12 protein-coding genes are annotated in these 15237 nt (G+C 44.7%); 4 read left to right on the top strand and 8 right to left on the bottom strand.

Annotation, left to right across the window (positions count from 1 at the left end; all coding sequences use genetic code 11):
- Positions 1 to 197 precede the first annotated feature (197 nt).
- The 4 genes from RID53_RS32575 to RID53_RS32560 all read right to left on the bottom strand — a co-directional run bounded on the left by RID53_RS32575 (position 198) and on the right by RID53_RS32560 (position 2823).
- Positions 198 to 824: an alpha/beta hydrolase gene (locus RID53_RS32575; RefSeq protein ID WP_446392039.1), complete on the bottom strand. Its 627-nt coding sequence runs from the start codon at positions 822 to 824 to the stop codon at positions 198 to 200.
- Between the two features lie 115 nt (positions 825 to 939).
- The gene (locus RID53_RS32570) at positions 940 to 1395 is read right to left on the bottom strand and encodes a GatB/YqeY domain-containing protein (protein WP_446392038.1); all 456 of its coding nucleotides are present in this window, start codon (positions 1393 to 1395) and stop codon (positions 940 to 942) included.
- A 270-nt stretch (positions 1396 to 1665) separates the two neighbouring features.
- Entirely contained in the window at positions 1666 to 2304 is a 639-nt protein-coding gene (locus RID53_RS32565; RefSeq protein ID WP_446392037.1) for a Uma2 family endonuclease, read from the bottom strand.
- 51 nt (positions 2305 to 2355) lie between these two features.
- A complete protein-coding gene (locus RID53_RS32560; RefSeq protein ID WP_446392036.1) occupies positions 2356 to 2823 on the bottom strand; it encodes a regulatory protein RecX in 468 nt (155 codons plus the stop codon).
- Positions 2824 to 3407: 584 nt separating this feature from the next.
- Here RID53_RS32560 and RID53_RS32555 point away from each other — a divergent pair.
- Entirely contained in the window at positions 3408 to 6689 is a 3282-nt protein-coding gene (locus RID53_RS32555; RefSeq protein ID WP_446392035.1) for a SpoIIE family protein phosphatase, read from the top strand.
- A gap of 93 nt (positions 6690 to 6782) precedes the next feature.
- Here RID53_RS32555 and RID53_RS32550 read toward each other — a convergent pair whose 3' ends face one another.
- The 3 genes from RID53_RS32550 to RID53_RS32540 all read right to left on the bottom strand — a co-directional run bounded on the left by RID53_RS32550 (position 6783) and on the right by RID53_RS32540 (position 8430).
- Positions 6783 to 8018, bottom strand: coding sequence for a CheR family methyltransferase (locus tag RID53_RS32550; protein ID WP_446392034.1), 1236 nt, complete (start codon positions 8016 to 8018; stop codon positions 6783 to 6785).
- A 25-nt stretch (positions 8019 to 8043) separates the two neighbouring features.
- Positions 8044 to 8172, bottom strand: a complete 129-nt coding sequence (locus RID53_RS32545) for a hypothetical protein (protein WP_446392033.1) — start codon at positions 8170 to 8172, stop codon at positions 8044 to 8046.
- Between the two features lie 132 nt (positions 8173 to 8304).
- Complete coding sequence (locus RID53_RS32540) at positions 8305 to 8430, bottom strand: hypothetical protein (protein ID WP_446392032.1); 126 nt, start codon at positions 8428 to 8430, stop codon at positions 8305 to 8307.
- Positions 8431 to 8558: 128 nt separating this feature from the next.
- Here RID53_RS32540 and RID53_RS32535 point away from each other — a divergent pair, with 128 nt between their 5' ends.
- The 3 genes from RID53_RS32535 (at position 8559) to RID53_RS32525 (ending at position 13923) form a co-directional block, all read left to right on the top strand.
- Positions 8559 to 10238 (top strand): alpha-glucosidase family protein, encoded by a 1680-nt coding sequence (locus RID53_RS32535; RefSeq protein ID WP_446392031.1) that lies wholly within the window; start codon positions 8559 to 8561, stop codon positions 10236 to 10238.
- Positions 10239 to 10397: 159 nt separating this feature from the next.
- Complete coding sequence (locus RID53_RS32530; protein WP_446392030.1) at positions 10398 to 12077, top strand: alpha-glucosidase; 1680 nt, start codon at positions 10398 to 10400, stop codon at positions 12075 to 12077.
- Positions 12078 to 12201: 124 nt separating this feature from the next.
- Positions 12202 to 13923: an alpha-glucosidase gene (locus RID53_RS32525; protein ID WP_446392029.1), complete on the top strand. Its 1722-nt coding sequence runs from the start codon at positions 12202 to 12204 to the stop codon at positions 13921 to 13923.
- A gap of 325 nt (positions 13924 to 14248) precedes the next feature.
- Here RID53_RS32525 and RID53_RS32520 read toward each other — a convergent pair whose 3' ends face one another.
- Positions 14249 to 14788 carry a Uma2 family endonuclease gene (locus tag RID53_RS32520; protein WP_446392028.1) on the bottom strand — a complete coding sequence of 180 codons (540 nt, stop codon included), beginning with the start codon at positions 14786 to 14788 and terminating at the stop codon, positions 14249 to 14251.
- Positions 14789 to 15237: the final 449 nt, after the last annotated feature.

The raw sequence follows: 15237 nt of genomic DNA, 5'->3' as shown, positions 1-15237 counted from the left end.
GCCCTATATAGGCAGCTCTAATAAATAGCCTGGGCACACTCGCCGATATGACTTGATTCCCTTTCCCACATACTTGGTTACGGCGAGCGCACCCAGGCTGATTAATAAACTCAACACAGACCTCATAGTCTAAAGTCCAGTTTCCTCCTGACTAATCATTAATTAACCATTAAAGAATGTAAATAACAAATGACGAATTAACCATCAATTATTACGGGATTTTGCCAAAAGTCGCGAATCACTTCCGCTACAGCCGGATGATTTTTTAGGGTGGGATGGGATAAGGTAGGGAGATAGAAGAAATTCGCACCGGGAACCTTCGTTTCTTCTAGAGTGACTGCACCATCTGTTCCGCCACCAACATCGCCCGCAATCACTAACGTGGGAATCACTTTAGCAATGGATTCCGCCATCTGGCGGCGATTGTTCAACAAAGCCCCGGCTATCCCGACACCCATTCCCAAGAACGTAAAATTTCGGGCTAAATCCACCCCCCCAATAGGAGAAGCCACGAGAACAAACGACTCCACCTGAGTCCACCATTCAGGATGTTGGTTGAGGAGTTCTACCCAGATTAATCCACCAAGGGAATAACCAATAATCCGGATCGGGGTTTGGGGATACTTGGCAATTATTTCCGTAGCAATTCCGTCCACCTGCTTGATTAACGGCTTAATCCGCCACCAGGTTTTCCACCAACCTAGATTGGGTGTAATCACCAGTGTTTGGGGAGTCGCCAGAGTTTGCGCCATTTCCGCGATCGCGACTTCTGTATCCGCCCAGCCGTGTTGAGCAAATAGAATATAATCTGGAATTTTTTGCATCGTGATAGTCCGATGGAGGGAGATGGGGAGATGGAGTGATGAGGAAGTTAACTTAAAACTCTATCTTACCTGTTCCCCGTTCTCTGACAAATGACAAATGACAAATGACAACTTATCAACTCAGTTTAGCTTTCACCATAGCTTGAATCTTACGACCTTCAGCACGCCCTTTGAGTTTGTCCATGGCGGGTCCCATGACTTTCCCCATGTCTTTCATCGAACTTGCGCCAGTTTGGGTAATAATTTCATCCAGTATCGCTTCAATTTCCTGATCGGATAGGGGAGAAGGGAGATACTTTTCAAGTATGGCTAACTCTTTGGCTTCTTGTTCCGCCAAGTCTTCCCGTCCAGCGTTACGATACTGTTCCATTGAATCCCGACGCTGTTTGGCAAGTTGGGCTAAGAGTTCAAGTTCCTGAGTTTCGGTGAGTGTCTCTTGTCCTTGAGGGCGCAAGCTGACCTCTTTTTCCAAAATCAGCTTTTTGATGCTGCGAACCGTTTCCAGCCAAATTTTATCTTTCGCCTTCATCGCGACTTTGATATCTTCAGAGATGCGGTCTTTGAGGCTCATTATGACGATTGAGGAAACAACTGATTAAATTATAAAGAGTAAACCGGGCGATCAACCAAGGCACATTTCAGTTTCCTTCTCTAGAGAATGGCTTATTTGCGGCTGCTCTCTTAAAAAGTGGCGCTGAACATAATGGAGACGAGTTTATCAGTAGGTGTGAAAAATTAAAGTTAACAGTGAGGATCGTCATTCGTCATTTGTGCGGACAGAATTTATGTCCAGGTACTTTGTCAGGGTTTGAGGAATATGTACAGAACTTACGTTCATTGTTTAAAGACTCGCTACTTTCTGTCGTAACTGGCGAATTGCCGCACTTGTATTGCGCTCATAAGCAACTTGCATACACTCAGCGATAATCTCTTTAATATTCAGGTTTGGGAAATAGCGGCTGTTAGTCATCTCCTGATAAAACTCACCTCTTTGCAAACTATAAATTCTTAGCTGATTGCTTTTAAATAACCAAATCTCTGGCACTTGATACGGCAGATAGTCATTCACATCTGTGTAGCTCGTTACATCTATTTCAATCACCAAATCCGGCGAGGGTTCGACTCCCCAATTGATCCGATTTTTGCCAGAAACTGCCTGCCAATTCTCAATATAAAAACAGTAGTCTGGTTCAATGCCACTTACGTCGGGCAACTCCATGGTAATGGGGGTAAATGTATCATAGTCTTGTCCCCGATAATCGAGCAACACTTTAACCACATCCGCAATTACACTAACTTTTCGTCCATGTTCTGGTGAAGGTGCCATCAACAAAATTTCTCCTGATCGATACTTAAGCCGAGGAATTGAGCGATCGCCCAATTGTTGACTTAGCATCTGATAGTCTTGCCAGCTTCCGGGAAATCGCACCACTGTTCCGGGAGGCAACTGGATTTTTTCTGGTGTGATAACAGCAAACATTAAACTTACCCTCGATCGCCATGGTACTATTGATTAATTGAATCGTTTATTTTAAGCAAAATCTTCATCTTGTTCCCTCTGCCACTGGGTTAACACTTCACCCGGATTAAACCCACGATACTGAAGGTAATTCCATAGCTTCCGCTTGGTTTTGGGATCAATATCATGAAAATCAGTAATTTTATACTTTCGTATCACCTTAGCTTTTAAACCATCCAGTTCTCCCCCGTCTTCCTCGTCCTCGGTTTGAGACTGCCAGATTTGTTCAAAGAACTCCGAATCAATTCCCTTATCTCGGCATTTGCGTTTAATGACTATTTTCCCATATTTGCCTCGATAGGACGTGATCATGCTTTCGACAAAACGAGTATCCGATTGATAATTGAGGCGTTTCAGCTTCTCAATAGATTCAGTAATATCTTGGGCATCAAAGCCTTTCGTTTGTGCTTTTTGCGTGAGTTCAAACACACTATATTCTCGACGAGCTAAAAGTTTACAGAAATAGTCAATACAATTCATTGATTGTCAGGATTAAGTGGATGGACACAATTAAAGTTAACGGTTGAGATTAGGAAGGAACAGGCAACGGGGAATGGTAAGGAATTGAGGCTTGTTAATATTTCTTAGTACAGCGGACAAGATTTATGTCCCGATACTTAGGGGTGTGCTAGAATACACCCAGAATAATTATAAATTAAGTCTCATGGAATGGCTAGCTGTTTAACTCTATATCACGGAAGTGAGGCGAATAAAACTGAGCTTTACCAAGCTAATTTTAAAGAACTATGGACTCCGAATGCGCGACATTAATGTTCAAACGAATCCAATTTCATCAGTTTTTGGGAGGATTCTCAGAAAAAGCCGCCTGATGCACAATAGTCAAATTGGGGATTAGGGAAAAGGTGATGGGAGAACCCTTCACGACCTTCAAGGGAACCTGGTTTTGCTCCTTCGCTTCATTCAATGACATGGCGCGTGAGTTTACTCCCCTGTCAATACTGTTCGGATAAACCCTAATTTAATTTTTTCTCCCCCAGCTTCCCCAGCTTCCCCAGCTCCCCCCGCTTCCCTTAACCGAACAGTATCGACTCTTTTCCCCCATTATGTTACTCAGCCTTTTGACCCTATTCAATCGTAAACGTGCTAGAAAAATCAACCTGAGAACCGTTCTCATTATCCCCTTTGTTCTGCAAATTGTGGGCGCGGTAGGGTTGGTGGGTTATCTGTCGTTTAAAAATGGGCAAAAGGCAGTAAATGAGTTGGTTGGGCAATTACAGCGCGAACTGACAAATCGGGTTGAGGAACGCCTGACTAATTATTTAGACACGCCTCATTTAATTAATCAGATTAATGCTGAAGATGTCAACTTAGGCAAACTGGATTTACAGGATATTTCGGGATTAGAACGCCATTTCTGGAAGCAGCTTCGCTTGTTTGAGCAAATGAGTTATATCTATGTAGGAACTCCCCAGGATGTTTTTAGTGGGGCTGAACAAGTTCCCAATCAGCTTCCCCATGTCGCCTACTGGACGGGAAACTCTGCCAATAAAGGATTTAAAACTTATCAAACGGATGCACAAGGAAATCGCCAAAAGCTATTATCCGTTATTCCCAATTACGAACTCCAGCAACGTCCTTGGTATCTGACGGCAAAAGATGCCAAAACTCCAGTTTGGGGGGATATCTATGTTTGGGCTGCTCCCTATCCTAATCTAGCACTCCCGGCTGTGCGACCGATTTATAATGCCCAAGACGAGTTAACGGCAGTATTTGCGGTTGATTTATCCTTGTCAGCAATTGGTGAATTTCTCCGGAGTTTAGAGATTGGCAAAACGGGTCAAATTTTTATTATGGAACACAACGGCTTGTTAGTCGCCTCCTCAACCAAGGACTCGCCCTTTACTCAGGAAAATGAACAAATCAATCGCCTCCAAGCCGTTGAAAGTCAGAACCCGTTAGTCCGAGAAGCGGCATTATTTTTGCAGGATAAATTTAGTGAATTTAACCAAATTACTCATCCCCAGCACCTTGACTTTACGCTAGAGGGTAAACGCCAAATCGTTCAAGTCACGCCCTATCAGGATGAGTTTGGTTTGGATTGGTTGATTGTGGTGGTGATTCCGGAAGTCGATTTTATGGCACAAATTAACCGCAATACCCGCAATACGATCGCACTCTGTATCGCTGCTTTAATTCTCTCCATTGCTGTCGGTATTCTCCTTGCCCGTTGGGTGACTCAACCGATTTTACGCCTGAATACCGCCGCTAAAGCCATCGCCCAGGGGGAATGGGATCAAACCGTTGAGGGACAACGGTCTGATGAAGTGGGGGAGTTGGCGAAATCCTTTAATACGATGGCAAAACAATTGCAAGGTTCCTTTGAAACCTTGGCGCAGCAAAATGAAGAATTGCAACGCCTGGATCAACTCAAAGATGAATTTTTAGCCAACACCTCTCACGAACTCCGCACGCCTTTGAATGGAATTATTGGTATTGCTGAATCTCTGATGGATGGGGTAACCGGAGACTTACCTGAAACCACACGCAATAACTTAGCGATGATTGTCTCTAGTGGTCGCCGTTTGTCCAGTTTAGTCAATGATATTTTAGATTTTGCCAAACTCAGACATCAACACCTAGACCTGCAACTAAAACCCGTTGATTTACGGTCAATTACTGACATCGTACTGATGTTAAGTCAACCCCTAATTACCCACAAAGATGTAAAACTAATCAACGCGATTCCCGCCGATCTACCCGCTGCCCAAGCCGATGAAAATCGTCTGCAACAAATTTTACATAATTTAGTGGGAAATGCGATTAAATTTACCCCTTCTGGACAGATAACTGTCTCCGCCGCCGTTGTCTCACCTCCTCCTTCCTCAACTCAAAACCCTGATAACCCAGGACAAATAATCCTTACGGTTTCTGACACGGGAATCGGCATCCCAGAAGATAAACTTGAGCGCATTTTTGTCTCATTTGAACAAGGGGAAGGCACCACAGCCAGAGAATATGGCGGGACGGGTTTAGGATTGGCGGTAACTAAACATTTGGTAGAACTGCATGGCGGCACAATTCATGTCACTTCTAAACTGGGAGAAGGGTCACAGTTTAGCGTTACTTTACCCCTTTCCAATCAGTCCGCAGAACCTCAACCGCCGCGTCAGGCGATCGCAGAAACTATAGGTTCAGAAATTCCCGCTTCTGTTCCCCCGACTACGCCACAAGATTCCCTCTCTGATTCCCCAGGTATTCATGTGTTAATCGTTGACGATGAACCAATCAATCTGCAAGTTTTAAGAAATAACCTTTCTCTACAAAACTATGTCATCACTCAAGCCAATAACGGACAAGAAGCCCTGGAACTGATTACAAATGGCTTACGTCCTGATATCATTCTCCTGGACGTGATGATGCCGAAAATGACGGGATATGAACTCACCGAAAAACTCCGTCAGCGCTTCAATTCCACAGAACTCCCGATTCTACTGTTAACGGCAAAAAACCAAGTGCAAGATATTGTCACAGGTTTAAATAGTGGTGCGAATGACTATTTAAGTAAACCAATTTCCAAAGACGAACTTTTAGCCCGCATCCAAACTCATCTGAATATCAAACATCTCCAGGCGGAAAATCTGCGATTAGCGACGGAGTTAGATGTAGTGCGAAAAATGCAACAAATGGTTTTACCCAAAGCATCTGAATTAGATGGAATTGAAGGGTTAGAGATTGCCGGATTTATGGAATCGGCTGAGGAAGTGGGGGGAGACTATTATGATGTCCTCACCGATATGGGACGGGTCAAAATTGGCATTGGTGATGTCACAGGACATGGTTTAGAGAGTGGTGTGTTGATGATTATGGCACAAACCGCGATTCGGACGTTGCAAAATAGTCATGAAACTGATCCGGTGCGCTTTTTAGATATTCTCAATCGCACCCTTTACGCCAATTTACAGCGGATGGATTGTTATAAAAATATGACCCTAATTTTAATTGACTACGCCGATGGATTTATCACCCTGAGTGGTCAACATGAGGAAATAATTGTAGTGCGAACCGATGGCAGGTTAGAAAAAATTGATACCCTTGATTTAGGCTTCCCTATCGGGTTAGATGCTGATATTATTGAATTTATTGCCCAAGCAAGAATCCAGTTAAATTCTGGTGATGTTGTCGTTCTCTATACTGATGGTATTACCGAAGCAGAAAATATCCATCAGTCCCACTATGGACTCCAACGACTCTGTGAGATCGTACAAGCCCATCGTCACCAATCAGCCTCAGAAATCCGCCAGATTGTCATTGAGGATGTACGGCAATATATTGGTCAGCAAAAGGTTTTTGATGACATCACGTTATTAGTGTTAAAGCAACAGTAGGGGTTTGGTCACCAAACCCCTTTCATAAGTAGGTGAGGACAATTAAAATTAACAGTAGGAATCATCATTTTCCATTTGTCACCAAACCCCTTTTTATAGTACATTTGTTCGGGGGGGGGAGACTTCCCTCAAACAAATCACTTGAGCGTCCACATTAAAAACGGGGGTAATAGAAAGATCGAAATAGGTTGTATCATTGTCAGTTTTCCAGGCTACATTTTCCAGCGTGACGGGATAGCGATCGCGATTGGCTTTTTCGATAGATTGGCATAAACCCGGAAGCTGCCCAAGTGTGAGCTTTTCCAGGGAATTCCCCAGATCGTTGAGGGTTAAGTCAAATAGAGTATTTGCCTTTGCATTCGCCAGGATTAAGCAACGGTTGCTGTCTACAGCTAGCTGGGCGAAGGGACTTCTCTCAAAGGCTGTTTGCCAGACGCGGATATCGGTAACTGGAGAATCGATGGCTGGCTTTTTGCGCGATCGCGAACAGATTTGCAAGTGTTCCTCTAACTCCAGTTTTACCCCTTTCTGATAAACCCGATGCTTGAAGTTAACAAGTGTGAAAATTGGTCTGCGAGTCATGACCATCTCTGGCTGACCTAAGAAGAGAAAGCCGTTATTTTTGAGTCCAAAATGAAAGCGAATCAGAATGGTAATTTGAATGTCTGATTTGAAGTACATTAGGGCATTGCGGCACACCAGCAAATCGATTTTAGACATGGGTGCATGTTTTGCCAGGTTATGATAAGCGAAGATGATCGTGCGGCGAAGTTGTCGATGAAAGATATAATCGCCTTGTTCGGTTTGCTCAAAGTATTTCTCCAGCAGATCAGCAGGAATTGCGCTGACGTCTTTTGGTTTATATGTGGCGTTTCGGGCTTGAGAGAGGGCATCCTTATCCCAATCGGTGGCAATAAATTGAAGGCGCTGTAAGCAGGATTTGATGCCCAACACTTCCGCAAATAGGATAATGAGGCTATAGAGTTCCTGCCCAGACGCACAGGCGGCACTCCACACTCGAATCGGTTCATCGGGCTGTTTGCTGGCGATGATTTTGGGGATGAGTTCGTTGGCTAGGTACTCCCAGGAGGCGCGATCGCGAAAAAAGCTGGTCAGGTTAATTAAGACAGTATTTAATAGAGGGATATATTCCTGGGAATGGCTCTGCAAATAGTGCAAGTAGTCTGCATAGCTGTCAATCTTTAACTCCCGCATCCGAACATGGAATCGGCGCACTAAGTTAGAACGTTTGTACCCGGTAAAATCGCAGCCACGGCTGTACTTGAGATACTCTAATAAAGCTTCAAATTCCCACTCTGTTGCGGACATAAGCTGTTCCTCATTGAACAAAGAACTAGATTATTATTCTGCTTTTGAGAGTTCCCGATCCAGATTTACCGATGGCGCGGTCAACACTCCACAAATTTTGCTCGTCTTTGAGTCTAGCGATATCCCTAGCTTTCTGCAAGATTTGATGGTTCATAGTTCATAGTTCATTGTTCATGGTTCCGCCGATAAAATTCTTCTCTCCCCCATCACCCCATCACCCCATCACCCCATCACCCCATCACCCCCTCTCCCCCATCTTCCTACTCTAGAAGGATGAATCATCAGCCTACCCCCTGTCAGGATAGTCCTGTAGATTGGTGGCTGCCAGTGAACCAGAAAATCCTAGATTATTGCCGCAGGAATGACCCAAAGCTGCGGCTAAACCGTTAGTCGGTGTAAATGTAAGGGGCAATTGTCTCCTTCGTATCGCCTAGAAAGGCTAAGTGAGAACCACGCCATACTCTATGGCATTCCACCTGCAATCGGGTTAATTAGACTTGAGATTCGTTGTGCTGTTTCTGTTAAAAAAAAGGAGGTCTCATGCAACGTCAACAATGGTGGAAAAACGCTGTCATTTATCAGATTTCGCCGTGGAGTTTCAAAGACACCACAGAAAATGGTAAAGGAGACTTAGAAGGGATTATAGAGAAACTCGATTATATTGCCGCCCTTGGCGTCGATGCCATCTGGTTAACGCCCATCTTTCAATCCCCGATGAATGATCTAGCGTATGACATTACTGACATGCGTAAGGTTGATCCGATGTTTGGTACGCTGAAAGACTTTGAGCGATTACTAAACTTATCTCACGCCCTGGGCATGAAAGTCATGCTTGATCAAGTTTGGAATCACACCTCAGATCAGCATCATTGGTTCCAGGAAAGTAAAAAAAGTCGGGATAATCCCAAAGCCGATTGGTATGTCTGGGCAGATCCCAAAGAAGATGGTTCACCTCCGAATAATTGGCTATCTGCTTTTATGGGTGAAAGCGCTTGGCAATGGTCTGGTGAACGTCAACAATTTTACTTCTATAATTTTCTCCCCAGTCAACCGGATTTGAATTGGCATAATCCGGAAGTCGTTGATGCTTTGATGAAACGGGCAAAATTCTGGCTGGAGTTAGGTGTAGATGGTTTTCGGGTTGATGCGCCTAACTTTTTCTTACATGATCCCCAATTGCGAGACAATCCGCCTCGCCCCGATGATGCACCCTTACCCGATGGTGTCGCCCCTGATAATCCCATTGTTCGGCAACTGTTTAAGTACAATTTCTGCCGTGAAGAAACCTTTGAAGCCCTCAAACCGATTCGGGAACTGGTGGATCAGTATCCTGGGGTAATCACCTTAGCTGAAGTCACATTTTGTGAAGACTCAATTGTGCTATCGAGTCAGCATGTGGGACCCGATAAACTGCATATGGCATATAACAGTGCCTTGCTGGTTGATGAACCCATTAGCGCTAAGTTAATGCACGATACCCTGAAGAAAGTAGAACATTATTTCAGCGACGGTGGTAATTGTTGGATTGTCGGGAATCATGATTATGGTCGTCTCAAATCCTGTTGGACTGGAAAGGATGTCAATGGGAATCCCTATCCCGATGAATTTTATCATGGAATTGCAGCAATGTTACTGGCTATGCCAGGGACGTTTTGCCTCTATCAGGGCGATGAGTTAGGCTTACCCGAAGCCAAGATTCCAGAAGATATTCCCCCCGAAGACATTAAAGATCCCTTTGGTAAAGCCCTGTACCCAGAAGTCCCTGGACGCGACGGTTCCCGCACCCCGATGCCTTGGAAATCTTATGCCGCCAATGCTGGATTTACTATCGCCCAACGTGCCTGGTTACCTGTTCCCAAGCCTCATTTGAATCAAGCCGTCAATGACCAAGAACCTGATCCCAACTCCCTATTAAATACCTGGCGGCGGCTGATGCATTGGCGTCAAGAGCAACCCGCTTTAATGTGGGGAATGACGAATGCTAAAGTTCTGGATACCGATGAACCTTTATTTGCTTTTATTCGGGAATCCGCTGAACAGCGTTTACTGTGTATGTTTAATCTCGGTGATACGCCAGTCCAGTATGATTTATCGGCTTATCCAGACTGTCAGGAAGTTAAGGGGTCTGGGTTTACCGCAGACCGATCCGGTGATATGTTAAAGATTCCGGCTTATGGTGTCTTTTTTGGAGAATTGAACTTATCTGAAGCTGACGAGTAAGCAATTTATCATATCATTTAGACAGGGCGGTTTTAGTGACATTAGAGTGGGCAAAAAATGATAGTAATGAAACCCGCCCTTACACATAAAACTCTTTTCTAATTGATCATTTATCTGCCCCATTTCCCATCTCTTTCATCTCCCTGTTCCCTATTGCCTATGAATAACGTCAACTGTAAAAATCCTCAATTGATTGATTGGTGGCGGAATGCCATTATCTATCAGATTTATCCTCGCAGCTTTTACGATAGTAATGGCGATGGTATCGGTGATATTCCAGGAATTATTGCTCATCTGGATTACATTACCGCCCTGGGTGTGGATGCTATCTGGTTATGCCCATTATTTGAATCGCCGATGGATGATTTTGGCTATGACGTGACAGATATGTATACCATTGATCCAGATTTTGGTACTTTGGAGGATTTTGATCAGCTTTTGGCAGATGCTCATAATTTAGGCTTAAAAGTAATTATTGATCAGGTGTGGAATCATACCTCAGATCAGCATCCTTGGTTCTTAGAAAGTCGCCAAAGTCGGGATAATCCAAAAGCCGATTGGTATGTTTGGGCAGATCCCCAGGAAGATGGTTCTCCACCGAATAATTGGTTATCGGTGTTTTTGGGAAAAAGTGCTTGGGTATGGGCACCTCAGCGAGAACAATTTTATTTTTATGACTTCTTAGAGTTTCAGCCCAAACTAAATCTACACAATCCCCAAGTCGTAGATGCCATTTTCAAATGTGCCACGTTTTGGTTAGAACGGGGTGTGGATGGATTCCGCTTAGATGCGGTCAATTTCTTGATTCATGACCCCAAATTACAAGATAACCCGCCGCGTCCAGAGGATGCGTCACCCCCGGATGGTATCCTCTCGGCTAATCCCTTAGCCAAGCAACTGTTCCACAATCAAATATGTGATGCCCAAAATTACCAGCTTCTGCAACAAATTCGCCAACATGTTGATTGTTATGAGGCGATTACGTTAGGAGAAGTTACACTGTCGGAAGATGCGATCGCGATCTCCAGCGATTATGTTACCGGAAGCGAACGATTACATCTGGTGTACAACAGTTCGCTATTTTTCCAGAACCCCTTCAGCGCCACTCAGATGCGTGAAACCTTGGAACGGATAGAACACCATTTCTCCAGTGGGGGGAACTGTTGGATAGCCGGAAATCATGATTACCGTCGCTTGAAATCCCGTTGGACGGGAAAAGATGCCCAGGGTAATCCTTATCCAGAGGAATTTTATCATGCGATCGCGGCAATGCTCCTCTCGTTACCCGGAGCCTTTTGTCTGTATCAGGGGGATGAATTAGGGTTAACCGATGCCGAGATTCCCGACGATATCCCCGCCCAACAGATGAAAGACTCCTTTGGCAAAGCCCTTTACCCCGATATCCCCGGACGAGATGCCTCCCGCACCCCCATGCCTTGGCAAGCAGATGCGGCGAATGCAGGCTTCACTGAGGCAAAACAGTCGTGGTTACCCATACCAGAGGAGCATATCCCTTATGCTGTTGATATTCAACACAAAGACTCCAATTCCTTATTAAATACCTGGCGGCGTCTGTTGCATTGGCGCAAACAGCAACCCGCCCTCATCCAAGGCGAGACGAAGATTTTACAGACAGAGGAACCAATTTTGGCGTTTATCCGCGACGGTGAACAACAGTGTTTACTGTGTCTATTTAATTGGGGTGATGTACCCACTCACTATGATTTAGCCGATTATCCGCAAGTCAAAGACATCACAGATTCAGGGTTTACGGCCGATAGACAAGGCGATACCCTCAAACTTCCTGCTTATGGTGTCTTTTTTGGAGAGATAATCTAATGTAACGTTGGCGGGATGTCAAGAATTTCTCCATTCGCCAAAAATTTATGTCAGGCTGTACTTAGAGCCTTAGTACAGAAGTACAGAGTAAAGCGACAAGAGGTAACGATAAAATTAATCGCGTATGAGTGAACAATCCACCCTCAACCCCACATCTACCACAGACCCGGTTAAAAAACCCGATCAACATCAACAATCCCATGAGTGGTGGCGTAGTGCCGTTATCTATCAGGTCTATCCCCGCAGCTTCATGGATAGTAACGGCGACGGTATCGGTGATCTGAAGGGGATCATGCAAAAACTAGACTATATCGCCTCCCTTCGCGTTGATGCGGTTTGGGTTTCCCCGTTTTTCAAGTCCCCGATGAAGGACTTTGGTTATGATATTTCTGACTATCGTGCGATCGAACCCATGTTCGGCACGATGGAAGACTTCCAGAATCTCCTGAATAAGGCACATGATTTGGGGTTAAAGGTACTCATTGATCAAGTCTGGAACCACACCTCAAACGAACACCCCTGGTTTCTAGAGAGTCGCAGTAGTCACGACAATCCCAAAGCCGACTGGTATGTCTGGGCAGATGCCAAACCCGATGGGACACCCCCCACCAACTGGCTTTCCACCTTTGGCGGAAGTGCGTGGACATGGGACCCTCAACGAGAACAGTATTACCTGCACAATTTCCTCGCCGAACAGCCGGATTTAAACTGGTATAACCCAGAAGTTAGACAAGCCATTCTGGATGTCGCCAAGTTTTGGCTAGATATGGGAGTCGATGGTTTCCGCCTAGATGTGGTAAACTTCTTTACCCACGACCGCCAACTGCGGGATAATCCACCTCGACCCAAAAATAGGAAACGTCCAGCCGGGGCAGATGCTCACGATCCCTTTTTCTCCCAATGGAATAAATATAATTTCTGCCAACCGGAAACCTTAGAATTTCTCGAACCAATTCGGGAATTGATGGATCAATATCCCGGAACAATGACATTAGCTGAAATTAGTTCGGCTGAAGATACGGTAGTTACGTCCAGTGAATATGTTAAAGGAGAGAAACGCTTACATACAGCCTATAACTCAGCCTTGATGCACGATGAACCGTTGAGTTATAAGCGAGTGCGGGACATGATTGAGCAGGTAGAAAGCCATTTCCAAGATGGCGTCATCTGCTGGACAGGAGGAACCCATGATTTTCCCCGACTGAAAAGTCGCTGGCTGAAGTTTCTGATTGATGATAAATTTACCCACGCCGTCTTTGATCATCTATTTATCGCGCTCCAGCTTTCCTTGCGGGGAGGGTGCTGTATTTATCAAGGGGATGAACTCGGCTTAACCCAAGCCACGATTCCCTTTGAAAAAATGCAAGACCCCTTTGGACTAGCGGGGTATCCGTCAATTGTGGGTCGAGATGGGTCACGCACCCCTCTCCCTTGGCAGAAAGATGCGCCCAATGCTGGCTTTACCACAGCAGAAGAACCCTGGCTACCCATTCCCGATGAACATCGCGACCAAGCGATTGATCAACAGGATCACGAACGGATGTCTCTGTTGAATAAATATCGCCGTTTGATTCATTGGCGCAAGAAACAGCCAGCGTTACTCAAGGGGGATTTAACCCTATTGGAGACAGAGGAACCGTTACTCGGGTTTACTCGCCAATGTGACGAACAAAACCTGATTTGTCTGTTTAATTTGAGTCCAATGCCTGTGCATTATGATTTATCGCCCTACCCCAACTGTTATCGAGCCGATGAGTCTGATTTTACCAACCGACGGTATAACGGGGTGGTAGAAATTCCCGGCTATGGCGTTTATTTTGGCAATTATTCGCCGGAAACTGAATAGGGTTTAATTGCCAATAGCGATAACAAAGGGAGAATTCGTGGAGATTCTCCCTTTTTATTCAGAAATACGTTTTGACACAAGTAGGGGCGCATAGATGTGCGCCCTTACCAACGCCGAAAAATCGACTACCCCCGTTTTGGTAGGGACAAGACAAAGGGCAGAAGGCAAAGAGTAGGGATGCAAAGTATAGAAATAATAACTGTTTAGACAAACATACAGCAGATTTGGTGGTTGAGGAGGTCAAGCCTTAAGCAAGATCCCCGACTTCTTCAAGAAGTCGGGGATCTGTCTGTGTACTTCACTTACTACCAAAAGCGCTGTAATATCAATCCAATAATTCATCCACTGCTACACTAAATCCTTGTAATACCTCCTGTGTCCTTGCCACCTCACCCTTACCAAACCATAACTTTTGAGTTTGAGTCAGCACAAATATTAAGCGATTCTCTGGTAAGACTAACCAAACTTCCTGACAACCTGACTCCAAATACTCAGTCGCCTTTGCCCAAAAATCCTCAACTAAGTCAGTCGGAGAAGCCACTTCAGCAATTAACGGAAAACTGACAGGAAGTACCTCAAACTCACCATACTCTTCAAGCAATTCGCGAGTGATATAAGCAACATCGGGACGCCGCCCTTGCTTTTTAGTACGACAGGGGGCTTCTGTCAATACCTCTCCCCCTTGCTCACTGGATAGTTTATAACTCCTCCAGTAATAATCTAATCTGGATTGAGTGACACTGTGCTTAAACGTCATGCCATTTTTCTCAACAAGTTTACCATTAATCCACTCCATGCGATCGGGAGGATTTTGCATATAGTCTTCCAATGAGAAAACTTGTTGTCCAACAGGAGTAGTGATCATAGTTATTTAAGTTGGGTATTAGTAGCGAGCAAGATGCTCGCACTACAAGGCTTTCGCCGTTATTGATATTAAGGTTTAAATGCCGAACAGCTTACCGTTTTAGGTAAGGTGGGCAAAAATTGGGAGCATGTCAGGGATAGCACAAAATATTCAAGTTAACTAAGGGAGTTGGGTTTCGTTCCTCAACCCAACCTACTTGCGTTGACATGCACCCGCAATAATTTCCCAGCTTGAAAAGCTGCAAAAATAAATTGATTTATCTTGCCCACCCTACAGTTACTATAAAGATATGGCATAACGTCTCTACACAACTAGAATTATAGTAAATAATCCCTAAGCCTAGAGCCTTGCACTTCAACACAACAACCCGAGGACGCGCCCCTTTATCTAAGGTGAAATCTAGACCTGCGTGAAAACCTTGCTACCCAATTAACTATGACCTATGAACT

Source organism: Coleofasciculus sp. B1-GNL1-01 (assembly GCF_040220235.1).
GTDB lineage: Bacteria > Cyanobacteriota > Cyanobacteriia > Cyanobacteriales > Coleofasciculaceae > Coleofasciculus.
The sequence above is the reverse complement of the archived record's forward strand: the minus strand, read 5'-3'. Positions and strand labels throughout refer to the sequence as shown.

Bases quoted from the DNA above. Each gene is read 5' to 3' on its own strand.
- RID53_RS32575 (WP_446392039.1), bottom strand. From the start codon at position 824: ATGCAAAAAATTCCAGATTATATTCTATTTGCTCAACACGGCTGGGCG.
- RID53_RS32570 (WP_446392038.1), bottom strand. From the start codon at position 1,395: ATGAGCCTCAAAGACCGCATCTCTGAAGATATCAAAGTCGCGATGAAG.
- RID53_RS32565 (WP_446392037.1), bottom strand. From the start codon at position 2,304: ATGTTTGCTGTTATCACACCAGAAAAAATCCAGTTGCCTCCCGGAACA.
- RID53_RS32560 (WP_446392036.1), bottom strand. From the start codon at position 2,823: ATGAATTGTATTGACTATTTCTGTAAACTTTTAGCTCGTCGAGAATAT.
- RID53_RS32555 (WP_446392035.1), top strand. From the start codon at position 3,408: ATGTTACTCAGCCTTTTGACCCTATTCAATCGTAAACGTGCTAGAAAA.
- RID53_RS32550 (WP_446392034.1), bottom strand. From the start codon at position 8,018: ATGTCCGCAACAGAGTGGGAATTTGAAGCTTTATTAGAGTATCTCAAG.
- RID53_RS32545 (WP_446392033.1), bottom strand. From the start codon at position 8,172: ATGAACCATCAAATCTTGCAGAAAGCTAGGGATATCGCTAGACTCAAA.
- RID53_RS32535 (WP_446392031.1), top strand. From the start codon at position 8,559: ATGCAACGTCAACAATGGTGGAAAAACGCTGTCATTTATCAGATTTCG.
- RID53_RS32530 (WP_446392030.1), top strand. From the start codon at position 10,398: ATGAATAACGTCAACTGTAAAAATCCTCAATTGATTGATTGGTGGCGG.
- RID53_RS32525 (WP_446392029.1), top strand. From the start codon at position 12,202: ATGAGTGAACAATCCACCCTCAACCCCACATCTACCACAGACCCGGTT.
- RID53_RS32520 (WP_446392028.1), bottom strand. From the start codon at position 14,788: ATGATCACTACTCCTGTTGGACAACAAGTTTTCTCATTGGAAGACTAT.